The 24,709-nt window shown below is 64.3% G+C and carries 25 protein-coding genes and 1 pseudogene; 15 read left to right on the forward strand and 11 right to left on the reverse strand.

The window, feature by feature from the left end; genetic code table 11:
- Window positions 1–274: 274 nt before the first annotated feature.
- On the forward strand, window positions 275–1,513 hold the full coding sequence (locus tag ACFXN1_RS26620) for a thiolase family protein (RefSeq protein WP_379443939.1): 1,239 nt from the start codon (window positions 275–277) through the stop codon (window positions 1,511–1,513).
- Window positions 1,514–1,670: 157 nt separating this feature from the next.
- Here the strand turns inward: ACFXN1_RS26620 and ACFXN1_RS26625 are convergent, their stop codons facing one another.
- The 5 genes from ACFXN1_RS26625 to ACFXN1_RS26645 all read right to left on the reverse strand — a co-directional run bounded on the left by ACFXN1_RS26625 (window position 1,671) and on the right by ACFXN1_RS26645 (window position 4,701).
- Window positions 1,671–1,922, reverse strand: a complete 252-nt coding sequence (locus tag ACFXN1_RS26625) for a hypothetical protein (protein WP_379443938.1) — start codon at window positions 1,920–1,922, stop codon at window positions 1,671–1,673.
- A gap of 23 nt (window positions 1,923–1,945) precedes the next feature.
- Complete coding sequence (locus tag ACFXN1_RS26630; protein WP_379443936.1) at window positions 1,946–2,332, reverse strand: hypothetical protein; 387 nt, start codon at window positions 2,330–2,332, stop codon at window positions 1,946–1,948.
- Between the two features lie 89 nt (window positions 2,333–2,421).
- Window positions 2,422–2,964, reverse strand: a complete 543-nt coding sequence (locus tag ACFXN1_RS26635; protein WP_379443935.1) for a hypothetical protein — start codon at window positions 2,962–2,964, stop codon at window positions 2,422–2,424.
- Window positions 2,965–3,095: 131 nt separating this feature from the next.
- Window positions 3,096–3,389: a hypothetical protein gene (locus ACFXN1_RS26640; protein WP_379443934.1), complete on the reverse strand. Its 294-nt coding sequence runs from the start codon at window positions 3,387–3,389 to the stop codon at window positions 3,096–3,098.
- A 94-nt stretch (window positions 3,390–3,483) separates the two neighbouring features.
- Window positions 3,484–4,701, reverse strand: a complete 1,218-nt coding sequence (locus ACFXN1_RS26645; protein ID WP_379443932.1) for a lipase family protein — start codon at window positions 4,699–4,701, stop codon at window positions 3,484–3,486.
- Window positions 4,702–5,331: 630 nt separating this feature from the next.
- On the opposite strand from ACFXN1_RS26645, the gene ACFXN1_RS26650 reads away from it, so the two are divergent.
- Together ACFXN1_RS26650 and ACFXN1_RS26655 are read left to right on the forward strand one after the other, a co-directional pair.
- A complete protein-coding gene (locus ACFXN1_RS26650) occupies window positions 5,332–6,780 on the forward strand; it encodes an alpha/beta fold hydrolase (RefSeq protein ID WP_379443931.1) in 1,449 nt (482 codons plus the stop codon).
- 75 nt (window positions 6,781–6,855) lie between these two features.
- A pseudogene (locus ACFXN1_RS26655) lies at window positions 6,856–7,156 on the forward strand (transposase); the annotation flags it as partial.
- On the opposite strand, the gene ACFXN1_RS26660 reads toward ACFXN1_RS26655, so the two are convergent.
- The gene (locus tag ACFXN1_RS26660) at window positions 7,133–8,752 is read right to left on the reverse strand and encodes an ISL3 family transposase (RefSeq protein ID WP_379443930.1); all 1,620 of its coding nucleotides are present in this window, start codon (window positions 8,750–8,752) and stop codon (window positions 7,133–7,135) included. The pseudogene ACFXN1_RS26655 and the gene ACFXN1_RS26660 overlap by 24 nt on opposite strands.
- A 288-nt stretch (window positions 8,753–9,040) precedes the next feature.
- Entirely contained in the window at window positions 9,041–9,637 is a 597-nt protein-coding gene (locus ACFXN1_RS26665; protein WP_379443928.1) for a TetR/AcrR family transcriptional regulator, read from the reverse strand.
- On the opposite strand from ACFXN1_RS26665, the gene ACFXN1_RS26670 reads away from it, so the two are divergent.
- The 5 genes from ACFXN1_RS26670 (at window position 9,627) to ACFXN1_RS26690 (ending at window position 14,719) form a co-directional block, all read left to right on the forward strand.
- Window positions 9,627–10,910: a hypothetical protein gene (locus tag ACFXN1_RS26670; RefSeq protein WP_379443927.1), complete on the forward strand. Its 1,284-nt coding sequence runs from the start codon at window positions 9,627–9,629 to the stop codon at window positions 10,908–10,910. The two genes, ACFXN1_RS26665 and ACFXN1_RS26670, sit on opposite strands and share 11 nt — an antisense overlap.
- A 41-nt stretch (window positions 10,911–10,951) precedes the next feature.
- Complete coding sequence (locus ACFXN1_RS26675; RefSeq protein WP_379443925.1) at window positions 10,952–11,512, forward strand: ester cyclase; 561 nt, start codon at window positions 10,952–10,954, stop codon at window positions 11,510–11,512.
- 22 nt (window positions 11,513–11,534) lie between these two features.
- Window positions 11,535–13,130 carry a zinc-binding dehydrogenase gene (locus ACFXN1_RS26680; protein WP_379443923.1) on the forward strand — a complete coding sequence of 532 codons (1,596 nt, stop codon included), beginning with the start codon at window positions 11,535–11,537 and terminating at the stop codon, window positions 13,128–13,130.
- A complete protein-coding gene (locus ACFXN1_RS26685) occupies window positions 13,127–13,915 on the forward strand; it encodes an MBL fold metallo-hydrolase (RefSeq protein WP_379443921.1) in 789 nt (262 codons plus the stop codon). The genes ACFXN1_RS26680 and ACFXN1_RS26685 overlap by 4 nt, the downstream gene beginning before the upstream one ends.
- 174 nt (window positions 13,916–14,089) lie before the next feature.
- Complete coding sequence (locus tag ACFXN1_RS26690) at window positions 14,090–14,719, forward strand: NAD(P)-dependent oxidoreductase (RefSeq protein ID WP_379443920.1); 630 nt, start codon at window positions 14,090–14,092, stop codon at window positions 14,717–14,719.
- 381 nt (window positions 14,720–15,100) lie between these two features.
- Here the strand turns inward: ACFXN1_RS26690 and ACFXN1_RS26695 are convergent, their stop codons facing one another.
- Window positions 15,101–15,823 (reverse strand): hypothetical protein, encoded by a 723-nt coding sequence (locus tag ACFXN1_RS26695; protein ID WP_379443916.1) that lies wholly within the window; start codon window positions 15,821–15,823, stop codon window positions 15,101–15,103.
- A 446-nt stretch (window positions 15,824–16,269) separates the two neighbouring features.
- Window positions 16,270–17,049: an alpha/beta fold hydrolase gene (locus ACFXN1_RS26700; protein WP_379443915.1), complete on the reverse strand. Its 780-nt coding sequence runs from the start codon at window positions 17,047–17,049 to the stop codon at window positions 16,270–16,272.
- 862 nt (window positions 17,050–17,911) lie between these two features.
- Here ACFXN1_RS26700 and ACFXN1_RS26705 point away from each other — a divergent pair.
- Complete coding sequence (locus tag ACFXN1_RS26705) at window positions 17,912–19,090, forward strand: MFS transporter (protein ID WP_379443914.1); 1,179 nt, start codon at window positions 17,912–17,914, stop codon at window positions 19,088–19,090.
- A 71-nt stretch (window positions 19,091–19,161) separates the two neighbouring features.
- On the opposite strand, the gene ACFXN1_RS26710 is transcribed toward ACFXN1_RS26705, so the two are convergent.
- Both ACFXN1_RS26710 and ACFXN1_RS26715 read right to left on the reverse strand, forming a co-directional pair.
- Window positions 19,162–19,866: a dienelactone hydrolase family protein gene (locus ACFXN1_RS26710; RefSeq protein ID WP_379443912.1), complete on the reverse strand. Its 705-nt coding sequence runs from the start codon at window positions 19,864–19,866 to the stop codon at window positions 19,162–19,164.
- Between the two features lie 416 nt (window positions 19,867–20,282).
- Entirely contained in the window at window positions 20,283–20,528 is a 246-nt protein-coding gene (locus ACFXN1_RS26715; RefSeq protein ID WP_379443910.1) for a hypothetical protein, read from the reverse strand.
- Window positions 20,529–20,611: 83 nt separating this feature from the next.
- On the opposite strand from ACFXN1_RS26715, the gene ACFXN1_RS26720 reads away from it, so the two are divergent.
- The 6 genes from ACFXN1_RS26720 (at window position 20,612) to ACFXN1_RS26745 (ending at window position 24,683) form a co-directional block, all read left to right on the forward strand.
- Window positions 20,612–20,734 (forward strand): hypothetical protein, encoded by a 123-nt coding sequence (locus ACFXN1_RS26720; protein ID WP_379443908.1) that lies wholly within the window; start codon window positions 20,612–20,614, stop codon window positions 20,732–20,734.
- A 322-nt stretch (window positions 20,735–21,056) separates the two neighbouring features.
- Entirely contained in the window at window positions 21,057–21,707 is a 651-nt protein-coding gene (locus ACFXN1_RS26725; RefSeq protein WP_379443907.1) for a DUF1684 domain-containing protein, read from the forward strand.
- Complete coding sequence (locus tag ACFXN1_RS26730; RefSeq protein WP_379443905.1) at window positions 21,704–22,084, forward strand: nuclear transport factor 2 family protein; 381 nt, start codon at window positions 21,704–21,706, stop codon at window positions 22,082–22,084. The genes ACFXN1_RS26725 and ACFXN1_RS26730 overlap by 4 nt, the downstream gene beginning before the upstream one ends.
- A gap of 139 nt (window positions 22,085–22,223) precedes the next feature.
- The gene (locus ACFXN1_RS26735; RefSeq protein ID WP_379443904.1) at window positions 22,224–22,820 is read left to right on the forward strand and encodes a TetR/AcrR family transcriptional regulator; all 597 of its coding nucleotides are present in this window, start codon (window positions 22,224–22,226) and stop codon (window positions 22,818–22,820) included.
- Between the two features lie 151 nt (window positions 22,821–22,971).
- On the forward strand, window positions 22,972–24,057 hold the full coding sequence (locus ACFXN1_RS26740) for an S-(hydroxymethyl)mycothiol dehydrogenase (RefSeq protein ID WP_379443942.1): 1,086 nt from the start codon (window positions 22,972–22,974) through the stop codon (window positions 24,055–24,057).
- On the forward strand, window positions 24,054–24,683 hold the full coding sequence (locus ACFXN1_RS26745) for an MBL fold metallo-hydrolase (RefSeq protein ID WP_379443902.1): 630 nt from the start codon (window positions 24,054–24,056) through the stop codon (window positions 24,681–24,683). The genes ACFXN1_RS26740 and ACFXN1_RS26745 overlap by 4 nt, the downstream gene beginning before the upstream one ends.
- Window positions 24,684–24,709 lie beyond the last annotated feature (26 nt).

Genomic DNA, 24,709 nt, shown 5'->3' on the forward strand with positions numbered 1-24,709 from the left:
GAAAGCAGCGTTGAACGCCTTCGACATCACCTTCGACGGGCGACTCACCGCCGGACGGAAATAGCCCAATCAACCCGAGTTACACCGTTATCTGGACAGACCCAGCTCGACCCCCCGCGAATCCGATCATCGGCGGTTGCGGACGTTTCGCGGCAGTCGGATGCCATCGAGTGTGCGCTGGTGTGGCGGATTTCCTCGGAATCGAGGCAAGATCGGAAGCGGCAACGACGGCTCGCTCGTTGACACCCTGAGGACACTGTCGAAGGAGATCGTGATGGCGGAAGCGTTTGTGCTCGGTGGTGTTCGGACCCCCTTCGCCCGGTACGGTGGTTCGCTGTCGCACATTCGGGCCGACGACCTGCTGGGGATGACCATGAAGGGTGCGTGCGAGCGCGTCGGCGTGGGTCTCGATCAGATCGAGGACATTGTCGCGGGCTGCGTCAATCCGGCCCACGAAGGTATGGGTGATGTCGCGCGGTGGGCGGCGCTGGCGGCGGGATTCCCCGACACGGTGGCCGGGGCGACGATCAACCGGTTCTGCGGGTCGTCGCTGAGTGCAACCATCAATGTCGCGCACGCGATCAAAGCGGGGGACCTGGGCGTCGGGATCGCCTGCGGCGTCGAGTCGATGTCGCGGTCGGGATGGGCGTACATGAAGGGCGACACCCCGTTCGGCCCCCGTGGCCCGGTCATCCTGCTCGACACCATGTGGGCGGGTGCGGGCGGTCCCGCCAATCCGGCGCTGCTGGCGCGCAATGCTTACATCGGAATGATCGAGACAGCACAGAACGTCGCCGACCGCTACGGGCTGACCAGAGAGGAAATCGACGCGTTCGCGCTCCGGACGCAGCGAAATGCCAAGGCGGCCAGGGATTCCGGGCGGCTGGCCAAGGAGATTATGCCGATAGAGATCGCCGCGACGAGGAAGACCCCCGCCCACCTGTTCGAGCACGACGAATTCATCCGCGACGACACCACCGCCGAAAGGCTCGCGGCGCTGCCCCCGCAGCCGGGGACGACGCAGATGACCGCAGGGAACTCGACGCCCCTGACCGACGGAGCCAGCGCACTGGTGCTGGCCTCGGGTGAACGAGCAGGCGAACTCGGCGTCGAACCGCTGGCGCGGGTGGTGTCGTCCGCGGTGTACGGGATCGATCCGCTCTACATGGGTCTGGCTCCGGCGTGGGCGCTGCCGCTGGCGATCCAACGTGCGGGCCTGACACCCGAGCAGATCGACGTGTGGGAAGTACACGAGGCATTCAGCGCCCAAGCCCTGGGCGTGCTGCGTGAACTGCCCAACCAGCTGGACGGTTTCATCATCCCCGACGAGAAGCTGACACCGAACGGCGGCGCGGTGGCAATCGGTCATCCGTTCGGCGCCACCGGCGCCCGCTACGTCCTGACCCTGGCCACCGAACTGCGGGAACGCAATGCGCGCTACGGCGCGATCGGAGTCTGCATCGGATCCGGTCAAGGAGTCGCAATCGTCCTCGAAAACCCCTCCGCCGCCTGAGAAATCTCACCGAAGGAACAACGTACGGGGCTCCTCCTGGAGGTCGGGAGACAACCTCGATGAGCTTGCCGGCGCTACTACAGCAACGCCTGCCGTCAGCGCGCCTACCCAAGGCGGCGAAACGACCTGGAACACCACACATCCCAGTAGCAGTTGATCAATCGGTCCTGGTGTAGTCCAGCGCTACGCGGGCATCGCGACGGTGCGCCCGGCTCGGGTGACGGACCGCGGTGATGCCGGTGTAGAGCCGGACTGGGCCATCATGGCGCAGCCAGCACGCCAGACCGCCGACCGAACTCAAAGTTCCTGCAGCTGTGAGGATGTGATTGATCATGCCGAGGTTGCATGCGGCCCAACCCGGTCGCCACAGATGTTCGCGGAAAAACGCGGGCATCGCGGCGTCGGTCATGACTGTCGTGATGGCTGATGGGCTCAGCTCTGGCCGCCGAAGTACTGGGCCTGGGTCCGGCCCTTCTCCCAACCGTTGCCCGCCCAGTTCGCCTGCATGAGCGTGATCGCGCCGTCGGCGTCGACGGTGTACTCGTAGTAGAGCGTGTTGTGATGCCAGATCTGCGCGAGCGGCCACTGCGGCAGGTACGCCTCGGCGGCGGCCCCGGCGCCACCGCGATCCAGCGTCCACGCCACCGTCGACCACATGCCCTGCATCCACACCGCCACTTCCCACAGCTGCTCCGCCGCCGGTATCGGGCGTTGAACATACTGCGGAACCGGGACGCGACGACCGTCCGGCGAGGTCGTCATGTGCGCGGTGGTCTCGGCCGAGCCGCTGGGCTGCATCGAGTCGAGCGAGGATTCCATGGTCGTGGTCCTTTCTTGTCCGCTGAGTCCGGGCCCGACTCCCGACTGCGTTCCCTGGTGAATGCCTTGCGCGTGCGTGTGGGGTGTGGTCAGTACACGCGTGCGGTGCTGGGTCTGGTGGCGTGGACGGTGGTTGTCCATGTGTCGTCGCCGTGTGCGGAGGTGACGTGGAGTTCGATTTCGGGTGGGATGGTGGTGTCGTCGAGTTGGACTCGCCAGGTGGCGGTTTGGCCGGCGCGCAGGCCGTTGTGGCGGGCGTGTTTGATCGGCCATGTGGCTTCGGGGGCGACGCCGTTCTGGCTGGCGGTGAATCCGATTCCGGGGGAGCGGATTTCGACTTCGGTGTGGTCGATGGTGCCGGTTTCGAGTGTCAGTCGTAGCTGGTGGGTGTCGGAGCTGGGGGCTTTGTCGATTCGCGCGGTCCAGCGGGGTGCGCGTTGTGCGGCCCATTGCTGGTATTCGAGGGTGAGTTGTTGTTCGGCGACGGCTGCCGATCGGGTGGCGGCGGTGGCGGATTGGTCGGCGGCGGTCATGGCGCGGCGGGCGAGGCGGGTTTGCCAGATGGAGACGCCGAGGCTGCCGATTGCGGTGGTGGCCGCGATGATCGAGATGATGAGTGCCGTGATCGCCATGGCGGGTCACGGTACGCGTGGTGGCGGCGTCGGTACGCATACCTACCGGTTCGTGTCGGCGCGGGGGTGGTCGCAGGTGGGCAGGCAGGGCGGCCAGTAGGCGATCTCGCCGCAGGTGGTGCATCGCCAGGTCATGTGGCCACTGCGGCCGGTGACGATGCAGGGCTGGTGGCCGACGATGACGTGCCGGTCGCGTCCTCGCGCTGGCTTCCCTGAGCGCGCCCCAACGCGAGGATGTGCTCCGACTGATCCGTCGACACCGCCCTCGAGCAGATCGCGGCCAGCCTGGACGGGTAGATTGTCGCCACCGCGAACGCCACAAACCGCTGCTTGCCCACGATGGTGCGCCGGTCCTGCAGCACCGATGTCCGCTCGGCGTGGTGGCTCGGCTTGCGAACAGTTGCGCGACCGTGAAGATCGCGCACACTACCGCGACGGCACCGGCGGCGACTCCGAGGTTGAACGTCGTGAAGGTGAGTCCGGCCAACGGCCCGGCGAGGGTACCGGGTGAGCCGGCGCTTACTCCAACACACACCCCGCGGCTTGTGGTGTGCCTGCGAAGCGGTCGGCGAGGAAGTTCATGCCGCCGAGCGCTTCGCCCGCGGCGGCTCCGATGTGCGTCGGGAACAGCGAGTGGATCGCGGTGAGGGTGGCGCCCCGAGCGCAGTAGGTATCGACGAGGGCGGTGTAGCCGGCAACGGGGATCTTCTCGTCGGCGACGCTGTGGTACAGGTACAGCGGGGTGTCGGGGACGGTGCGGCCGAGTTCATTGGGCAGGGCGGCGTTGCGGAAAGCGGGCTGCGCCAACAGGTTCGGGACTGTGGCGAAATCGTCGACGTGGATGTCGGAGTATTCCTGAGACAGATCCGCACCACAGCCGGAGGTGTCCGCGCCGAGCAGCGCGCGGCGGCCCCGGTCGTTCAACAAGTCGGCCAATCGGGAGGCGGGTTCATTGCGGGCCAGCCCGAGCAGCATCAGTATCGCCCCCGCGGCGCTGTCGGCGCGTTGTGCTACGGCAGGGAGATCGGTGGGGATTCCGCCGGCACTGGTGCCGACCAATTGCACGTCTGGTGCGTATTCCCGACGCAACTGTGTGGCCCACAGGGTAGCGAAGGCTCCGGCAGAGTATCCCCAGGCGCCGATTGGGCTCGAGGCATCGATGCCGACCGGCGAGAACGACCGTGCGGCCCGGATTCCGTCCAGAACTCCACGCCCGGATGTCACGCCGTCGAAGAGCCGGGACTGCGGCCCTTCGTAATCGCTGACCACGACGGCCCATCCCCGCAGCAGTGCGTCCGCGATGAACGGCGCATCCTGCATGGCGCTCGCCATGTCGTTGTCGCTTCCGCCGCGCAGCGTGACCGACGGCGCGCACCGGGTGTCGAGACTGTTCTCGGGTACCTGGTACGACAACACCGGCCGCGGCCCGTTATAGGGCACCGGTGGCACCAGCACCGTGGTCACGTCCAGCTGCGGATGCTCTTCGGAATCGGTTGTGCGATAACGCAATTGCCATGCAGTCACCGGTATCGGCAGACCGAGCAGCGGGATCGTCCGCGCTCCGAGTACCGCGCCGTTCGGATGTGACGCGAGATCGGGGGGTGCGGCATAGAAGGGATCGTCACCAGGGGACAGCGAAGCGGCTCGCGCGACCGGCATCGACAATGCTGACGGCAGCACGATCATGGCGAGCGTGAGGGCCGCAAGCCATTGCAGGCCGATCCGCCACCACCTCACTGGTTGCCCGGGCGTGCCGGCAACCAGCAGGCCGGGCGTATCGGTTGCCGAATACGCTGTGCGGCAAGCATTTTTCCGATATGTCGACAACATGTGCCGGGATTCCATCACGCCTCCCGCGTCCAACCATCCGACGCGCAGGCACTCGGGGCCCGCACAACCAGCCGTACCAATTCGAGATCTAGGTCACGGTAGCATAACAATCCCGCATCCGCAGCTGTTATTTTCCAACGACGGTCGAGGCCGCCCAGCACCACGGAGAAGGCTCGCCGGACCGAGCGGATACGAGCGCGGGTGCCCGGTCTCGACGCAGCGGGCTATTGCTCGGCATACGCCGCTATCGCGCCGGCCTGTGAGCCGTGCACGTCGCGCGCCCGGCAAAACCAGATGTCGGAGGCACAACCATGATGTGACCGGGCAAGCACGTGTGACGTTCCTGAGAATCTCTGCCTCGCCGAGCAAGTTTCAGCAAACGCAAGTAGGGTGCTGGTCCGAGACCCCGGAAATAGCTGTGCGGCGGAATCAGGGATGCGTACACGGAGGTCGCGGGCAGGAGATGCGATGCCGAAAACATTGTTACGATGGCTCGTTCTGGGAGTCATATCGGCAGCTGCATTCGCCACGTTGCCCATGGGACCGGCAAGCGCCGATCCGGTCGACGACATCCCGGGTGGGCTGGAGTCGTTCTATCACCAGCCGCTGGACTGGACACCGTGTAACGATGCGGTGCTCGACGATGCGGGGGCTCAGTGCGCGGGCGTTGTCGTACCGCTCGACTACAACCGACCGGACTCGCGCACGCTGACCGTAGCGATCTCGCGTATCCCGGCCACCGACCCAGCCCGCAGACGCGGGATCATGCTGTCCAACCCCGGCGGTCCCGGCGGTCCGGGCCTGAGCATGATCACCGACCTCCGGGATCGGCTCACACCGGATGTCCGCGCCCGGTACGACCTGATCGGCATGGACCCGCGTGGTATCGGCCGATCGGACCGAATGAGTTGTGCGCTGCCGCTGCCCAGCATGTTGTTCTCGGCCGGCTTCGACGCCTTCGGCTACGCGCGCGACGCCACCCTGGCCGCCGCGTTCGCGGCTTCCTGCGTAATACCCGATCCCGAGAAGGCTCGGTCCATAACCACCCGCAATACCGCCCGCGACATGGATGTCATCCGCAGCGCATTCGGCGAACGCGAGCTCAACTATTACGGCGACTCCTACGGCACCTACCTGGGCGCGGTGTACACGCAGATGTTCCCTCAGCACAGTGACCGGATCGTGCTGGACAGCGCCATCGACCCGGACCGCTACTGGATCGGCACGTACCAGGACATGGGCGCCGTCAACGAGGCCGGGCTCGACGACTGGGCGATCTGGGCGGCCCGCCACGACGCCGCCTACCACTTCGGCAGCAGCGGACCGCAGGTCCGAGCCTTCGTCGAGGACTTGATCCGACGTGCCGCCACGCATCCGGTCATCGGCAACGGCTATCTCATCGATGAACACACCGTTCCGATGATGCTGCTGTCGCTGTTGTCGAATCCGAAGAAGAACACCAGCCTCGCCGAGCTCGTGCGGACCCTGGCCGACGCAGTGTCCGGGCTGCCCATCGACATGGAGCAGCTGAAAGGGAAGGTCAGCGGTCCCGTTCCGCTGGATGCCTCGGGCATGGCCGCGGTCCTCTGCGGCGACAAGGCCGCACCCCGGGATCTGGCCTGGTATAGCCGCAATATCGAAAGCGTCCGGGCAACCCAACCGGTGTTCGGCGCGTTCGCCAACAACATCACCGCATGCGCGTTCTGGCCGGACCCGGTCGAGCCACCCACCGCCGTGCACAACCCGACACCAGCCCTGATCCTGCAGGCCACCCGCGACACCCGCACCCCCTACCAGGAGGGCCTTGCATTGCACCAGGACCTGACAGCGTCACGAATGGTCACACTGGCAGACAGCCGCGTTCACGGCGTCCTCGGCTCCAACGTGAGCCATTGCGCGAACGAGGTCGTCAATACCTACTTCCGTGACGGCATCCTCCCCGATGCCGACCTCACCTGCCAACGCGACACCGACGATCTCCCCTGACCTGACCCATGATCTCGGTCCGGGGAGTGTGAGAGCCCTTGCGGCCCACGAAGTGGGCAGGAAGGCTCGAAAACCATGGCAACACGCAACAGGCACACCCCCGAGCAGGTCGTGCGCAAGCTGGGCGAGGCCGGTCGGCTGCTGGGCGAGGGCAAGGACGTCTCCGATGTGTGCCGGACCCTGCAGATCACCGAGGCGACCTACTACCGCTGGCGCAACCAGTTCGGCGGGCTCGAGGCCGACGAGGCCAAACGGTTGAAGGACCTCGAACGCGAAAACTCCACCCCGAAACGGCTTCTCGCCGAGGCCGAGCTGGAGAAGGCAGCGTTGAAGGAGATCGCCAAGGGAACTTCTAGACCCGGAACGCCGGCGGGCAGTTGGTGCGGGGTGACGTGGTAGAGCCCGGCCGCTGCGGCGGCCCGGTCGAGGTCGGCGCGGACGCCGTTCTGGGCGAGACGGCGTCCGTGGTGACCGCGTCCTGGTCGCGGCGCAAGCCACGAACGAAGGAGTGCAGGGCCGGTTGGTCGTCAGCCTCGACCGCGGCCATCCAACGTTCGAGTTCTCGTCCGCGCAGCTCACACATGATCGTCGCGAAGGCGCGGACATGGCCGACGAGCGCGGCCAGCGGCGGGCTCGCGGCCAGGATCGCGTCAAGCCGCCGCTGATCGTTGGCGTCGATGGTGGTGGGGTTTCTCATGATCCACGCGACCACGCGCCGAGGTGAGGGAGGGTGGCGCGGAGGCTGACGAACCGGGGCGGCGGTGCGGAAGGGATGCAGATATTTGCGCAGAATCTTGTCGCTGCCACGGTAGCCGCGGGCAGTGATCTCGCCGAATAGCACCGTCGCGTTGGTGCAGCCCTCGCTGAACCGTTGGTGCAGGTAGGGCTTGAATTCATCCAGCAGGCCCGGTCGGTATCCCGTGCCATTGTTGACCAGAAGCTCCTCGACGGTGTCGGCGTGGGCGAAGCGGCGCACCGTTCCGCGCGCGAGCCCGAGTCGCTTGCCGATGCCGCGCAGGCTTTCGCCCTCCGCGAGTAGAGCGTGAATATCGTTGTAGCGCTTGCGTGTTCGCACTGCCGTTCGGTCGGTGCGCTGTTGCGGTAAGGGTGGCGCAATTGGACCGACCGGCCGCTGATCGTCGCGATGTTGCTGTTCGTCGTCATCATGGTTGGCGTCGATGCCGTGCGCGGCGGGCAGGGCGGCCCGGTGCCAGGCGACGGTGCGTTCGACGGCTCCGGCGAGGTTGTGCCACAGGTGCCAGCCGTCGGCGACCTGCAGGGCGTCCGGTGCGCCCGCTGAAGCGCCTTCGGCGTAGGCGCCGGCGCGGTCGCGGCAGACGATCTCGACACCGGGATGCGTTCGCAGCCACGCGGTCAGCGATTCGGCGCGGCGATCGTCGAGAACGTCGACGGGGCGCCGGGATTCGATGTCGATGAGGATCGTGCCGTAGTCGTGCCCGCGGCGCAGCGCGAAATCGTCGACCCCGAGCACCCGCGGGGTTGGCCGGTCCGGGTCGGGCAGCGCCCGAATCTGCCGCAACAGAGTCATCCGACTGACCGACGCAGCCAACTGCCCGGTCAGACGCGCGCCCGCGCGACCACCCAGCGCCAGCCCGACCGCTCGGCGCACCCGCTGCAAGATCGTGGTGTGCCGGGCATGTCTGACCGTGAGGCCCGAAACCTGTTCTGCGAAGGTCTTTCTGGTGCAGTCACGGTTGTCGCAGAACAGTCGGCGCACCCGTAGCCGGATCAGGACCTCGCGCCCGGCCAGGGCGGTGTCGGCCAGCCAGCGATCGTAGCGGCTGTGGACGCGATGCGACGCGATTCCGCAACCGGGGCATTCGACCGGGTCGGTGCCGGTGCGTGCTTCGATGCGTACGCCGGGGCCGACGGCGTGCACGGCGTCGATCCGCGACGCGGCCGGATGCGGCAACAGAACGGTCTTCAGTTCCCTATCAGAGCACGGCACCATCGTCAATCATCAAGACCCCGTGCATGGTTCGAACCGGGTCAATCACGGAAAGCGTGCCGGATCCAGTTTTCGAAGAGCGCTGACAGGAGGTGCACCAAACGAGATTCCGCCCACGCTGGTGGCATCCACCCGGGCGCTCCGGCGACCTCTGATGGGCGTGTTCCACAGTCCGCCCCGTATTACCGAGGAATCGAGCAACTCCGAGGCGAGCGATGACCGACCTGGCCATCGGGCCGAGAACTCCACTCGGCACGGGAGCCGTCGAACGGCGCGCTTCATCGACCGGTGTCATAGCCGACCGGAGAGGCGGGAGGCAAGGGCGTCGAGGGCGAGGTTCACGGCGAACTCGTATTCCGCGGCGCCATCGAAGCGGGCCAGCTGGTGCGCGGCGGCCGAAACTGCGGGCAGGCCACTGTTCTCCAGGATCGACTGGCGTTGCGCTATCCCAGCATTGTCGGTGGTACCGAAGGTAGGCCCAGCGTTGACTTCTCGAAGCAGCGCACCGATGAGAGTGGCAATGAGGGCCCGGAGGAGATGGACCGATTCGTCGGGAGGACAGCCGGCTTCGCGCAGAACCGCCAGGACCGCCTCGATTGGTGCGAGCCCTTCGAATGAAGCGAGCTGGCGCGTGAGTACGAGGGACGCCGCCTCCGGATGGAGCAGTGCGCGCTCGCGGAAGCCTGTGGCGATCGAATAGAGGTCGAATCGCAGATCACCGGTGATTTCGGGCAGCGCGATGGAGCCCAGCAGATGCTCGGCAACGGCATCGAGCAGGCCATCCTTGCCATCGACGTGGTTATAGAGGCTCTTGGCGTCCGCGCCGAGTACACGACCTACCGCTCGCATGCTGACCCCACCGATGCCGTCCGCGTCGATGACCTTCAACGTCGCCTCGACGATGGCCTCACGGGAGAGCTGCCGCTCGCCCTTCGGGGGGCGCCCACGGCGCGGAGTGCTGGTGGTCATGACCCTCATTCTGCCGGAATGTCTTGCATTAATCCACAACGTGGGTATAACGTGGAACACATTAACCCACACCGTGGATAAAGGAGTGGCCATGCGTTTCCCCTGGGGATCAACCGACGTAGTGGACCTGCCGGGCATCGGCGATGCGATCGATACATTGACCGTCCCGACCGCAAACGACGGCGGGCCCGGTACACGGTTGCGCCTGGCCCGAGACCAGGGCCTCGCATTCCGCCGCGAGTTCCCCTCGACAGGCATGCCGGACAGCGTGGTGACCTGCGACCTCGTCACGCTCCCCTACCCCACCCGGTTCGGGCTGTTCCGGGCGTCCCGGGCGTTGGCACCGTTCCTGTCGATCACCAACCGGATGCTGGTGATCCGATGGACCGAGACCGATGGCAGGCGAAGAGTACTGCTCTTCGAACCCTCCGACCACGAACTCGGCCGGTACACGCCCTACTTCGACAGTCTTTCGCGACGCACGCCGGGCGTGGTCGGACGGCAGATGGTCCGCGAGCACGGAACTGTGGTCGAACACCTTGCACGACTTGGCATTTCACCGATGGATGTCGACTACTTGATGTTCGACCACCTGCACACCCAGGACCTTCGGCGTTGGGTCGGGACCACGGCGTATCAGGATGACCTGAACGAGCAGCCGAAGGCGATCTTCCCGAAGGCGAAGGTCATCGTGCAGCGCGATGAGCTCGCGGGGATGGCCGAACTGCATCCGATCCAGCGGCCCTGGTATCAACCCGCGACCTACCGCGACGTCCCGCCCGACGCCTTCCTCCCTATCGAAGGATCAGTGGTACTCGGACCGGGTATCGCGGTCATCAAGACGCCCGGGCACGTATTCGGCAACCAGAGCCTCGTTCTGAACACATCAACTGGAATATGGGTGAGCAGTGAGAACGTGATCGCCGCCGAGGCCCTCACCCCCGAACACTCGAAGCTGCCGGGTCTGGCCAAATGGGCGCGATCGTGGCAGCAGGAAATCGTGCTCAACGCCAACACCATCGAAACCACCGTCGATCAGTACAACTCGATCATCCTCGAGAAGACCCTCGCCGACCGGAGTCAGTCCGACCCGCGGTTCCTACAGTTCTTCCCCTCCAGCGAGCTCACCGGCGTATGGACCAATCCCGGTACGTCACCGACCTTCTCGCACCGTCACATCAGTCACGGCTGACCGCTCAGGCCAACCACCCAGAGCCCATCAGGAGCCACCTCATGTCCCGATTCACCCTGCCGCCCGAAGACGTCCTGCGCGCCCGCGAGAAGCTCGTCCTGGACCATTTCCGCGACGAAGTTCGCCAGGACTGGGACGCCACCCTGTCCACCTTCCCGCATCCCCACTACGAGCTCATCGCACAAATGATCGTCCACGACGGCGACAGCGAAGTGCGCGGGTACTACCACGACACTCGCGTGGCTTTCCCCGACCAGGACCACGAAATCATCGCCTTCCGCCATGCCCATGATGCGGTCATTGTCGAATTCTGGCTGACGGGAACACATCTGGGCCCGCTGGGCAAGATCCCCGCCACCGGTTCCCGACACCGCACCAGGATGACCGCCTACTTCGTCTTCGACGCCGACGAGCATCTGATCATCGAGCGAATCTACTTCGACCAGCTCACCATCCTCAAGCAACTGGTCGGCGGGCTCGACAAGAAGAATCCCGCCGACCTGCTCAAACTCGGCCGAGCCGTGGTCGGAGCACTGGCGATGGCCGGGACCGAAGCGGACCCACGCCTGACCGACACCACCGCCCCCGATCTGAACGACTGACACCGAGTCCAGGAGAATCACAATGACAATGCGCGCACTTGTCGGTGGCAAAGGCCCGGAATGGGAGCTCGAAGAGACCCCACTCCCCGAACAGCTCGGGGCGATCCGGATCCAGGTGATGGCGGCCGGCCTCAACCGCGCCGACCTCTACGCTCTCGGCGGCTCCTACACCGCCGCCGGGCAAACCGCCGGAACGTTCACTGCGGGAATGGAGGTCGCGGGCATCGTCGAACGGTCGAGCCTGCTTGCCCCGAACCTTCCGGTCGGCACCCGGGTCATGGGCATCACCGCCGGCGCATTCGCAGACTATGCGCTGTGCCACCCGCGGATGGTGGTTCCGATCCCCGAACACCTCAGCTTCGAGGAAGCGGCGACTCTTCCGGTCGGCCTCATCACCGAGCATGACGCACTGGTCACGCAGGCCGAGTTCACGGCCGGCGACACGGTTCTCATCGTGGGTGGAACAAGCTCGGTCGGGCTCGTCGGAATCCAGCTCGCCAAGGCACTCGGAGCTAGCACGGTTATCGCGACCACCACCACCGAGGACAAGCGTGCCGCCCTGGTAGCCGCCGGGGCCGACATCACCATCAACACCGCGACCCAGAACCTCACCGAGGCGGTGCTCGCGTCCACAGAGGGCAAAGGCGCCGACATCACCCTCGACCACGTCGGCGGTGACCTGTTCGCCCAACTGCCCGCGGCAACCAGCATCGGCGGACGGATAGTCAGCATCGGTCGTCTCGCCGGTCAGGCGACTTCGCTGAACTTGGACACCGTCGCCTTCCGGCGGCAGAAGCTCATCGGCACCACCTTCAGCATCCGCACCAGGAAAGAACTCGGCGACGTCGTCCAAGCCCTCATCCCCGAAGTCCTGCCCGCAGTTCAGGACGGCCGGATAGCGCCACACGTCGACAGCGTCCACGCGGTCGCGGACGCCAAGACCGCTGCCGATCGGCTCCGGGCGAACGAGGCCACCGGCAAGATCATCCTGTCATTCGCCGACGCACACACCGGGTCATCTCCCGCAGTCAGCCCCACCGCGAACATGTGGGGCACAATCGCGCAGATCGGCTATGTGGTACGCGACATCGAAGCCTCGATGCGCCACTTCACGGCCTGCGGCATCGGGCCCTGGTTCTACCTCAAGGGTGTCCGGCCCGCGAACTTCACCTACCGCGGCGAACCCTCCGACATGGCGATGGACGTCGCGGTCGCCAACAGCGGCGACATCCAGATCGAGCTCATCACCCCCGTCAACGATGCCCCATCGATGTATCGCGACTTCCTCGCCGCCGGCCACGAGGGTGTCCAGCACGTTGCCTACTGGTCCGATGATTATCAGAACCTCTACGACCGCGCACTCGCCGCCGGATTCACCGTCGGCCAGGAAGGCCAGCTCGGCGGAGCCGACAGCCGATTCGCTTACTTCGAGACCGAACACCACCCCGGCACCGTCATCGAGATCTCCGACCTCGGCGGCTCGAAGAAGTTCATCTTCGATCTCATCAAGCTCGCCGCGGCAGGCTGGGATGGCAGCAACCCGATTCAAGAGATCGACGCCGACCTCATCGGTGGTGATCCCGCCGCGAAGGCCGCCATCCTCGAGGCGCTCGGATGAAAATCCATCACCTCAACTGCGGCACCATGCACCCCCGGGCGACCCCGGACGGCTTGGTCTGCCACGTCCTGCTGGTCGAGGCGCCGAACGGGCTCGTCCTGATCGATTCGGGCCTCGGGCTGCAGGACGCCATCGATCCAGCAGCGAGGTTCGGCCCAGCGCGTTTCTACGTACGACCCGAGTTCGATACAGCCGAGGCCGCCATCGCTCAGGTGGCGCGGCTCGGGTTCGACCCGGGCGATGTGCGCGACATCGTGCTGACTCACTTCGATGCCGACCACACCGGAGGATTGTCGGACTTCCCGCAGGCCAGGATTCACCTCACCGCGGCAGAGTACTTCGCCGCCACCCACCCGCGGGGAATCGTCGAACGGGAACGGTACCTGTCATCGCACCGCGCGCACGGCCCGAACATCGTCGAACACACCCCGGCGGAAGGCGAGTCATGGCGCGGATTTCCGGGGGCCAAGGAACTCACCGAGATCTCTCCCGGGATCGTTCTCATCAACCTGCCCGGTCACTCCCGCGGTCACGCGGCCATCGCCATCGATGCCGGTGACCGCTGGGTTCTTCACGCCGGCGATTCCTTCTACCACCGCGGCCAAATAGACGGGACCCGCAAGGCCCCGATCGCTCTCACCGCGATGGAACGCGTCATCGCTCACGACTGGAAGCGAGTTCAAGCCAATCACCGTCGGCTCGAGGAGCTATGGCGAAAGGCCGACCCCGGCTTGGCAATCGTCAACGCCCACGACCCTGGCCTGCTTCATCTCGCCCGGAGGTAAGAACCAAAAGCGAACTATCCCCAACTGCAATCGGACTTCGCCATGCACCGCTCGGCAATCACTTCTGCTGCGCCGCGCCCTGCCGAATCCGGCACTCCAGACGAATATCGCTGAAAAATAGCTGCCATTGCTGTGGGCCCACTTTGCAACGCCGATTCCATAGAAGGAGACATCATGCGTATTACCTTGCTGGGCGCCACCGGCCCTACCGGACTGCAGGTTCTCGAGCAGGCGGTACAGGCGGGTCACGAAATCGTCGCCCTTGTCCGCGACCCTGCGAAACTACCGCAGCCAAGGGGCGGCCGGGTCGATGTCGTTACTGGCGACGCCACCAACACCGAAGACCTGACGAAGGCCCTCACCGGTAGCGACGTCGCGATCTCGGCGCTGGGGGCTGGAAAAGACTTCAAATCCGACATCGCTACACGAGCCACTCGCGCCTTCATTCCTGCTGCTCACGCCGTCGGCCTACAACGGGTGGTCTGGCTGTCCGCTCTGGGCGTCGGCGACACCGCTGGACAGACTCCGACACTGGTCAAGTTTGTGATCAGGGTGATGATGGGCAAGCTGTTCGACGACAAGGCCGTCGCCGACGACATGCTTCGCTCGAGCGATCTGGACTGGACCCTCGTGTATCCGATGATTCTCACGGACGGGCCGCGGACCAGGCACTATAGGACCGTCAATCTGCCTTCCTCGGGCAAGGTCGGCAGCCGAATCAGCCGGGCCGACGTCGCCGACTTCATGCTGCGTGCTGCGCTCGGCAACGAATGGTCGCACCACAATGTCGCAGTGGCCCGCTGAGACGGGCAAAAAATGGACCGATCAAGTCCGCGATCTGAGTGCCTCATCCGGAAAAGTTGACACGGCAGCGCCTGGGGATGGCGACCGGCCATGACTACCAAAGGATGGTTCCCGCCGGAAGGCGATGTCCACGTGCGAATCTGGCTGGCCGGCGTGGTCTTCGACTACCGGGCCGCCGCGACGGCAGTACGCAACTTGATCCACGATTGGAGGCGAAAGCATTGGTGCACAATCGAATTGATATGCGACACCATCGATGACTATCGGCTGCTACTGCGCCTGCCGGGAAAGAAACTTTCCCTCGGACCGGAACAAAAAGAAGCCTTGTTGCACCGGATCTTCCCGACCGGCGATCCGGCGCAACACGTTCAGGCCCTTTGCTCAGTTGGTCGGTGCCGGGGTTGCCGCCGCAGGAGCGGGAGCATTGATGGCCTGGAAGAACTGGATCGCGGCGGCGATTCCGACAGGCACACCGAGCGCGATAGCGCCGATCGCCGCGCCCAAGGCCGCACCCGCTCCAGCGCCCGAGATACATCCGCCCAACGCGCCCGCGAAAAAGATCGGGGCCGTGAGCGCGCCAACGGTGACCGCACCGAGCACGCAACCGCCGACCAAGCCGATGATCGACCCGATCAGCGTGCCCACACCGACCGCCAGGGCGAACTTGCCGCCCGCGTTCGCCAACGCGGCGTCCACGGCCGCGTCGGTCTGAGCATCGACCGGATTGATCGGCATGTCAGCCGGCTGTGCGGTGGCGGGATCGGCGCTCGGAGTCAAGGTCGCCGTATTGTTGTCGATTTGCGCGACAATAGGAAACTTCTTGCCGTCCCTGAAGTACGACAGAGGCAAACCGGCCATAACCGTACCGTTGGGATCGAGCACCAGGAATTGGCCATCACGCTCGGCAAGCGAACCGAGGTCCGTCTTGATGACAATGGATTTGTCAACGACCCGCGCATCCCAGTTTATGGCCGCGGGGGCGTCCTGCTGCGCACTGACGCTCGGCGCCGCCCCAGGCGCAGGGTCCGCGTAAACCGTACCGGCACTGACAGTCACGATTGAAGCGGCGAACGCCGCGGTTGCTGCGAGATTCCGTATCTTCATATTCCTTCACTTTCTCCGAACGTGCGCCCGCACTGAAGCACACTTCCTTGCAGCGACCCCTCGCGGCCTTTCAGGCTGAAAGTTCTACAGAGACAGCCGAAGATCGCGAGGTCCACTGAATTTGCCGACACTGCAGCCGAGTTCACTATCGTGGGCGAGTATCTCTTCAGCAGCGTGGGAGAAGGGTATCCACGATGTTCCAAATGCGTGCCGTCATACTGTCAGCTGGATCAGCGAGATATACGACAGAAAAACAGTCCGAGACATCCGCGTAACACGCGAAACATCCTCGTAGCGGAAGGAAGTCGCACAAGCCACCCCCCGGTACCACCGACTGTCGACGGCTAGAATCCGGGTGCACGACGTTCGGCAGATCTGAACCCGGGAGATACCGGGGTTCGAAACTGGTTACCCCACATGCGAAGAGCGCGGCCAATGAACTGCTCTCAATCCCGAGCGGCGGCTGCTCGAGCAAGGTGTGCCGCAATAGCTCGACTGAATCGCTCAGGCTGTACGAGTGTGCCCAGATGCCCAAAACCATCAATGATTTCGGATTTCGCATCCACGATGCCGTCGACGATGCGTTTCGCATGATCGGGCGTAAATGCCGGGTCCCATCCCATCGAGAGAACCAGTGTCGGCGCGATGACCCGGGCCAGGTCATCCGACAGGTCGAACGAGGCCAGCGCCTCGCAACTCGCGGCGTACCCTTCGGGCGCCGTGGCGGCGATCAGTTCTCGCATCCGCGTCGCCGGCTCGGGATTGCCCGCACGCCATGCTGACGTGAACCACCGAGCAACCGTGGCATCCGCGATGGCGCGCATACCAACTGTGCGAGCCTGCATTGCCCGGTCCAGCCACATACGCGCATTGCCGGGATTAGCCGAAGTACAGCACATCACCATCCCCCGGACACGGTCCGGGTGATTGCAGGCAACCCAGAGAGCCGCCATCGCACCGAGCGACAGCCCGACGATGTGCGCAGACTCGACCCCCAACTGATCGAGCAGCGCGAGAATATCGACGCCGAAATCACGCATCTCGTATGGCCCAACCGGCACCGGAGATCTTCCGTGGCCTCGCAAGTCATGGCGGATTACCCGAAACCCCTTGTCGGTCAGCGGATTCAGGAACGCATCCCAGATCGACAGGTCACAGCCCAGAGCATTGACCAACAGTACGGGTACACCGCCCTCGGCACCGTGAATGTCGTAGTGCACCTGCACAGCGCCATCATTGCGGTCAGCAGTCCGCTGCCGATATCGACGACCTTCCAACACTGATTCGCCTTTCATCACTACCTATTTCACGCTGCCGATTCCGTCGCAACGGATGTCAATGACCAAGTCCGAGAAAACAATTCAGGCAGGTTTACTCACGATGCGAGCACCTTGCCGTGCGCGTGATTTTGCTCGTCATCGTTGCGGCCCGGCAGATAGTTTCCGGTGGCGGCAATCCGATCATCCGTACCACGTCACGTGACGGCCGAGCACCGACCGGCGCTCTCTCGTCGTCAGCGGCATCATCCACCTCAATACCGTTTCAACCCAAAAGAGTTCAGCACGCATCGCATGGTTCACAACCGGGTTTGTCGAATGTGGATCCCACCGTAGCGCCGTCACCCGCGCGGCGCCGACACTCACGCAAGAAAAATTACTCGAGTGACTCAGTGTCATGCGACAAGCGATACAGCATGACAGTGCGTAACCATCGGTGTCGGTTGAGTCGCCGTATGCTGACTAGCCATTGACCGATGGCTCAACGTTCCGGCGATCACGGAACCAAGGCAGGCTAGTCGATAGTTTCTCGGATACCGAGCCGGTCTCTAGCACTCGAACCCCGACCGGGGGGAGCGCGCTCCACATCGAACAACCCGCCACTAGGCGGCCCGGCCTCTCATAACCCACGCGACGTCAGCTCGCGACCGCTGACACAGATTGCCGTCGCGTATAAACCCGTCACCTGCCATAGGCATCTCGTGAAACACGGTGGCGGCGGCCGATTATAAGGAGAAAAATGTCCTCTCTGTTACGAACAATATCATCTCTGTTTCGTGCCGAGCCGGACAAGAGGGATCCGCGCGGCTTCTTGTCCGTAGTCGCGCTGACCCAGCTGTTCGGTATCACCGGCATCCTGGTCGTGCCATTCGTTTTCGGCGGGTTGATCGACACCTACAACGACAGCGAGGAGCAAGCCGGGCTCTTCGTGACCATCGGACTTCTCGGCCTCGCAATCGGATCGATGGCCGCATCCGCCTACGTCAACCGCGTGTCGCGTCGAGGACTGGCCATTACCGCCGCGGTGATCGGCGCGGCGGCGTACCTGATCATGATGATCCATATGACGTCGACCGCGCTGACCGTGTTCGAACTCGTCGCGGGACTCGCCTCCGGCGTCGTCCTCGCGACGTCGGGTGCGGTCGGCGGCACATCTCACGACCCGGAGAAGTTGTTCATTCAGATCGCGATCTTCTTGGCCATCGGAAGCGCGATCCTGACCTACGTGGCCAGTATCGGGTCGGCGAGCTTGGGATTGCGTGGGGTATTTCTCGTCGAGGCGCTCATCGGTTGTTGTTCGATACTGCTGATGGCGATCGTGAGCGCAGACGTCATGCGGATGCCTTCGATGGTCGATCCCGACGCACAGGATGAGGAACAGCCCGCTATCGCGCTGCACGCGGTCAACCGACGCCTGGTTGCCACGACTATGGCGTCGGGATTTCTTCTCTTCGCGGCCTGGCAGGCATTGTGGACCTACGCCGAGAGAATCGGGCAGGACGCCGGCTTCGATCAGCCGGGTGTAGGCGTCATACTCAGCGTTGCCACCTTCCTGGGGATTCCCGCAGCGCTGCTGTGTCATTGGGCCGCGAACTTCCGCGGCAGACTGTTCAGCATCGGAGTGTTCGCGGTACTGAACTGCATTGACGGCTTCTTCTACGTTCACTACTGGTTCCCTGCTGTGTTCGCCGCCGCGTGTGCGCTGTGGGGAGCATTGAATTCGTATGTGACGCCGATGCTGTACGGGCTGGCGGCGACGCTCGGTGGCGCGGGCCGCTGGGTGGGCACGCTGACCGGCTTCACCCTGCTGGGCGCGGCCGCCGGACCGGTGCTCGCCGGCGCTCTGTCGAGCGTGCTCGGCGTCGCCGGGGTCGGGTGGTTCGCCATCGGGCTCACGATCATCGGCGTCCTGCTGCTCACTCCGGTCGGGCGCTGGACCGACGCGACCCTGCCGAGGTCAGCGGTGAAGGTCGAGTCGGAACTGGCGTGACTTCGATGCCTTCGTGAAGGTGGCGGTGTCCTACTGGACACCGCCACCTTCCCGCATCGTGTGTAGCCCACCTATTCGCCGGCGATGCCTGTCGTAGCGTGGATGAAGCTCAGGGCCTGCGGCCACGACACGGCGAATGCGGCGGCATTGACCGGGTTGTCGTGCTTGTCCCTGGCGCTGAACCCATGCCCCGCTCCCGGGTAGACATGGACGATGCTCGCGCCGGTGTCACGCCCGTTCAGAGCCGATTGCAGCCGATGGAGGCTCTCCACCGGAACGATCGCGTCGGCACCTGCGTAATGCATCATGACCGGGGCCTGAATCTTGGCGGCATGTTCGACCGCATCCAGTGTGTGGTTCGGCGCGGGTGCCGCCGGCACCGTCGGGTGGTAGGCGACAACATTGGCCAGTCTGTTGTCTTGTCCGGCGAGCAGCAGCGCGAATCGCCCGCCCATGCACCAGCCGATGACACCCACCCGCTCGCAGCCGAGACCGTCGTGAAGGTAATCGAGCAATCGCGTCTGGTCACTGAGGCACTTGGCGTCGTCCAGTTGGCTCATCCACCCGAAGAGCTCGTTCGCCGGTGTCTCATCGGCGCCAGGGCGGCCTTCCCAGGGATCCCACGAAAGCGCGGTGACACCGGAAGCAGCCAATTCGTCGGCCCAGTCGCGCACTTGTTCGGCAATTCCGGTGATCATCGGCAGCAACAGCATTCCGGCACGGGACCCGCCCACGGGCTGAGATAAATAGGCGGTCAGCCCATCGACGCTGATCATCGAACTATTGATTTCCTGAGGCACAGTTTTCCTCTCCGAGGATGGAATTGACATATGGACGGTACGACCATCCACAGCCGACGACAGCGTGCACAGTGACAGGAATCATGCCCGCCACCTACCCCCAACATGTCAGGCGCCGGGACGATTCTTGCTGCAGCATGCCACGTCAAGGCTGCAAATACAGACGTTCGCATGGTAGCCGAGGGAGACCTTCGGCCGGTTGAGCGCAGACCTCGACGAGATTTCCGCAGCCGTACAGTCGACGCCATTCCTGGACGAACACCAACGCCGCGGTCACACATGCCGCGTAGTATTTTCGCCGACCGTTCTGCAATACGCCGACCTTGACATCGACCTCCGTCGGAATCGGCGAAATGTCATTGCGCCTCATACTGACCACCGGCACCTCCGCACTATTGGCGAGAATATGTCCCAGATAGAAGCTGATGCAAATCAGCACATTCCGATTGATCGACGATCTGCCAAAGTTTCTCGATGAAACGGCGCTCCGTCATGCCGAACCGAATAAATGTCTCGTCACACGGCACGCCGCCGAACGGAACCCAGTTCTGCGCGAAGGACACGATTTCACGCTCGAATCCCGACGAATCATGCCGATCGATACCGCTCGATGCTGTTCCGCGCGAGCCCATAGTCATAGCTGTTGTTTTCTCGTGTACATATATCTTCCGACGTCCCGACCACATCGTTGGGGCCGGCCCGAATAACCAGATCGATTCGGATGAAACTCGACGTCGTCGGCACGCTCTCCGTTGAGCAGCCGCATGCACAGCTTGCCAGCTCGGCGTGTCCGGTGAAACAAACAAAGTGCCTGTTCTACAGCGAATTCGACGGCACACTATGACGGCGACGACTGCACGAGTGTGCGCCACTACACACCATAGGGGCGAGGACGAAATCATGACAGAAACATCTGGCACATTGTCATCCGCTCTCCAACACAAGTGCCCGTAGCGTCGGCGCAGCGACTTGAACGACGAGGCGGACAAAGGGGCCAGATCGCCATGACGACCGACATCATCACCGCATTCGATACCGCCTGGACGCAGTGGCGCCACACCCGGGATCACCACCTGCGGGACCCGCTCGGCCCTCTCGGCGTCACCGACCTGCACTGGCTCACCGACCAGCCCGAACGGCTCGACGGTATTCCCGGCACCTGGTGGGTGACCGACAAGAAGGTCTTCATCACCGCCGGCCCCGTCGACCGACTCTTCTACAACGGCACCGGCATCGCGGGCGTGCAAATCATCAGACCTGTCGACGGAGGGCCGAGACACGATGTCCAGCACAGGAATCGGGTGTTCGAAGTGACCTGCCGGGATGCTCGCTATCTCGTACGCGTTCACGATCCGGAAGCCCCAGCGCTCGCCGAATTCGCGGGCGTACCCTCCTATGCCCCGGACCCGAACTGGGTTGTGTCGGGCCAGTTCGTGCCGTACGCCAAGCCGGCGACAATGAGAACGGAGACCGCCGTAGGTGGGCTCGAATATCGCCTCACGGCCGTAGGCCTGATCGAGTTCACCCTCGAGGACCGCCCTCAGCGATTGGTCGTGTTCGACGAGCCCGACGGACCTCGTGTGCTGTTCTCCGACCCGACCAATGGGGTTACCACCCATGCGGCGGGCCGCTCGATCGCACTCGACGCACCTACCGCGGATGGCGCCGTGCAACTCGACTTCAATCGAGCAGTGAACCCCGACGCGGCTTTCACCAGCTTCACCACCTGTCCACTCCCACCGGCGATGAACCACCTCGAGGTGGAAATTCGTGCGGGCGAACGCAATCCACAACAGGAAGGATCAGCACAGCAATGACCCTCGACGGCAAGGTCCGCATTGCCCAATTCCTACGCAGCACATTCTCCGACCGAGATCTCGCGACCACCGCGACATTCCTGCGCGAGGACTACATCGAGCACAACCCGATCGGTTCCGCGAACGGCCGCGAGGGCTTCGTCAGCGACATCGGAAAGATGCTCGCGGAATTCCCCGACGCGACACTGGAGGTCCATCGCATCATTGCCGATTCGGATCATGTTGTCGCGCACACCCATTGGAAGACGGGTCCCACCGAACCCGGCTTCGCGGTAGTGGATATCTACCGGCTCGACGAGGACGGCCTGATCGCCGAACACTGGGACGTGGTCCAACCACTTCCAGCGGCCATGGCCAACCCCAACGGAGCCTTCTGAGCTGGAGCCACCGCCGCCGATGTCGTCGATGCAGTGTCGACATCGGCGGCGGTGCCGTATGCAAGAGCACAAACCGCACAAGCGTTCAGTTATTGTGAACAGGTGACCAGTACCGCACGAGGATCTCGAAGGGGGAACGATGACCGAGTCCGACCGCGCAGTCCCATTCGGTGAAGGCCGACAAGCGATCCTGCACGCCGCTATCAGACTGGTTGCCCGAGAGGGCCTGAGTAAGTGCACCTACCGCTCACTAGCGCAGGAGGCCCGGGTCGCCGTCGGGCTGGTTCGACACCATTTCACCTCGTTGGACGATGTCTTCGAGAACGCCCTGGGGGTGGTCTACGAGGTGCATGCCAAGCGGCTGAAGGAGGCAAGCGGATTTCAGGGCCTCATCGACATGCTGGCCGCCACCATCGAGGGGGAGCTGGAGTACACACAGTTCGAGCTCGAGGTGCTGGTAGGTGCTCGCCATCGCCCGTCCCTGCACCGAGCGGCCGAGGAGTATTACGCGGAAATTCGGCGGTTCACCGCGGCGGCCCTGGTGTCGGCGGGGCAGTCGGCAGATCAGGGGACGGTCGAGTTGCTCACCGCACTCGCCGACGGAATCGCCTACGAGCGTATTGTGCTTGGGCAGAGCCAGATTCCGCGCATGCGCGCACAGCTCGAAGCGCTTCAACGACTGTTGCCGTCCAGCCTGACCGGTGTTCCGACTGGTCTCGGCGCAGCCCGGGCATGAAGAGGCGCGGCCGTCAATAGACGGGGCGGCAAGAATTCGGTTCAGCAGTCCGTGCTATTCGCATCGGGCGCGGGCCCCGTTGTCGGCAGTAGCGTCGCTGAAGCATTCACATGCTTGTATCGCGATCTGCACGCAACAGGGAAGAGGACAAATGCCACAACGGGTTCGGGGCGTCATCGCCCGTGCGAAGGGCGCACCAGTCGAGGCCAGCACGATCGTAGTACCTGACCCGGGTCCCGGAGAGGTAGTCGTGGCGGTTGCCGCGTGCGGCGTTTGCCACACCGACCTCACCTATCGCGACGGCGGTATCAATGACGACTTCCCATTCCTGCTCGGCCATGAAGCAGCAGGGAGGGTCGAAAGTGTCGGTGCCGGTGTCGATTCCGTCGCCCCCGGTGATTTCGTGGTCCTCAATTGGCGCGCTGTCTGCGGCAGCTGCCGGGCGTGCCGCCGCGGTCGTCCGCAGTACTGCTTCGACACGTTCAACGCAGCCCAGAAAATGACGCTCGAAGACGGCACCCCGCTCACTCCCGCCCTGGGCATCGGCGCCTTCGCTGACAAGACCCTCGTCCATGCAAAGCAGTGCACCAAGGTCGATCCGGCAGCGGATCCGGCGGTCGCGGGGCTGCTCGGCTGCGGTGTGATGGCCGGCCTGGGCGCGGCGGTGAACACCGGTCAGGTCAGCCGGGACGACTCGGTCGCGGTGATCGGCTGCGGTGGGGTAGGCAACGCGGCGATCGTCGGCGCCCGCTTGGCCGGTGCGAAGACGATCATCGGCATAGACCGCGACCAAAGGAAGCTCCTCTGGGCCCAGGAACTGGGTGCCACACACGTCATCAACGCGACCGACGCCGACCCTGTCGCACTGGTTCAGGAGATCACCGGCGGCTTCGGCGCCGATGTCGTCATCGATGCTGTCGGGCGGCCTGAAACATGGAAACAGGCGTTCTACGCTCGCGACCTGGCCGGCACCGTCGTGCTCGTCGGCGTGCCGACTCCCGATATGACGCTCGAAATGCCGCTCATCGATTTCTTCTCGCGCGGCGGTTCACTCAAGTCGTCGTGGTACGGGGACTGCCTGCCCGAACGCGACTTCCCCACGCTGATCGACCTGCACTTACAGGGCAGACTGCCGCTGGACAGCTTCGTCACCGAACGGATCGCCCTCGACGATGTCGAAAAGGCCTTCCACACCATGCATTCCGGCGATGTGCTCCGCTCGGTGGTCGTGCTGTGAGCGACCTTCGCATCGAATGCGTTGTCACCGCAGGGACGTTCGAGCTCGATGGCGGCACCTGGGAGGTGGAGAACAACATCTGGCTCGTCGGTGACGATTCCGAGGTGATCGTCATCGACGCGGCCCATGCCGCCGAGCCGATCATCGACGTGATCGGGAACAGGCATGTCGCCGCGATCGTCTGTACGCACGGTCACAACGATCACGTCACGGTGGCACCGGAGCTCGCTGCCGAGTTGGACGCGCCGATTCTGCTGCATCCGGGTGACGATGTGTTGTGGCAGCTGACCCACGCGGGTCACCCGTACCGCGACCTGGTAGACCGGCAGCGAATCGCCGTGGCCGGGACCGAACTCGAGTTGATCCATACACCGGGACATTCGCCTGGATCGTCATGTTTGCATCTGCCGGAGGTCGGCGTCCTGTTCTCCGGCGACACCCTGTTCGCGGGTGGACCCGGCGCTACCGGGCGCTCGTACTCCGACTTCCCGACGATCATCGGCTCGATCCGCGACCGGCTTTTCGCACTGCCGGAGGAGACCCTGGTGTACACCGGCCACGGCGGTACGACCGCACTCGGCGTGGAGTCGCCACGACTCGCCGAGTGGATTGCCAGAGGGCACTGAACCCAATCGGGCGGAAAGGAATTCAC

It is taken from the genome of Nocardia sp. NPDC059154 (genome assembly GCF_042755705.1).
Lineage (GTDB): Bacteria > Actinomycetota > Actinomycetes > Mycobacteriales > Mycobacteriaceae > Nocardia.

Excerpts from the sequence above, each read along its gene's own strand:
- ACFXN1_RS26630 (WP_379443936.1), bottom strand. The coding sequence starts at position 2,332 with ATGGAATCCTCGCTCGACTCGATGCAGCCCAGCGGCTCGGCCGAGACC.
- ACFXN1_RS26635 (WP_379443935.1), bottom strand. The coding sequence starts at position 2,964 with ATGGCGATCACGGCACTCATCATCTCGATCATCGCGGCCACCACCGCA.
- ACFXN1_RS26685 (WP_379443921.1), top strand. The coding sequence starts at position 13,127 with ATGAAAATCCATCACCTCAACTGCGGCACCATGCACCCCCGGGCGACC.
- ACFXN1_RS26680 (WP_379443923.1), top strand. The coding sequence starts at position 11,535 with ATGACAATGCGCGCACTTGTCGGTGGCAAAGGCCCGGAATGGGAGCTC.
- ACFXN1_RS26690 (WP_379443920.1), top strand. The coding sequence starts at position 14,090 with ATGCGTATTACCTTGCTGGGCGCCACCGGCCCTACCGGACTGCAGGTT.
- ACFXN1_RS26620 (WP_379443939.1), top strand. The coding sequence starts at position 275 with ATGGCGGAAGCGTTTGTGCTCGGTGGTGTTCGGACCCCCTTCGCCCGG.
- ACFXN1_RS26720 (WP_379443908.1), top strand. The coding sequence starts at position 20,612 with ATGAAACTCGACGTCGTCGGCACGCTCTCCGTTGAGCAGCCGCATGCA.
- ACFXN1_RS26650 (WP_379443931.1), top strand. The coding sequence starts at position 5,332 with ATGGGACCGGCAAGCGCCGATCCGGTCGACGACATCCCGGGTGGGCTG.
- ACFXN1_RS26670 (WP_379443927.1), top strand. The coding sequence starts at position 9,627 with ATGACCTTCAACGTCGCCTCGACGATGGCCTCACGGGAGAGCTGCCGC.
- ACFXN1_RS26710 (WP_379443912.1), bottom strand. The coding sequence starts at position 19,866 with ATGATCAGCGTCGATGGGCTGACCGCCTATTTATCTCAGCCCGTGGGC.
- ACFXN1_RS26730 (WP_379443905.1), top strand. The coding sequence starts at position 21,704 with ATGACCCTCGACGGCAAGGTCCGCATTGCCCAATTCCTACGCAGCACA.
- ACFXN1_RS26715 (WP_379443910.1), bottom strand. The coding sequence starts at position 20,528 with ATGACTATGGGCTCGCGCGGAACAGCATCGAGCGGTATCGATCGGCAT.
- ACFXN1_RS26740 (WP_379443942.1), top strand. The coding sequence starts at position 22,972 with ATGCCACAACGGGTTCGGGGCGTCATCGCCCGTGCGAAGGGCGCACCA.
- ACFXN1_RS26675 (WP_379443925.1), top strand. The coding sequence starts at position 10,952 with ATGTCCCGATTCACCCTGCCGCCCGAAGACGTCCTGCGCGCCCGCGAG.
- ACFXN1_RS26695 (WP_379443916.1), bottom strand. The coding sequence starts at position 15,823 with ATGAAGATACGGAATCTCGCAGCAACCGCGGCGTTCGCCGCTTCAATC.
- ACFXN1_RS26625 (WP_379443938.1), bottom strand. The coding sequence starts at position 1,922 with ATGACCGACGCCGCGATGCCCGCGTTTTTCCGCGAACATCTGTGGCGA.
- ACFXN1_RS26660 (WP_379443930.1), bottom strand. The coding sequence starts at position 8,752 with ATGGTGCCGTGCTCTGATAGGGAACTGAAGACCGTTCTGTTGCCGCAT.
- ACFXN1_RS26735 (WP_379443904.1), top strand. The coding sequence starts at position 22,224 with ATGACCGAGTCCGACCGCGCAGTCCCATTCGGTGAAGGCCGACAAGCG.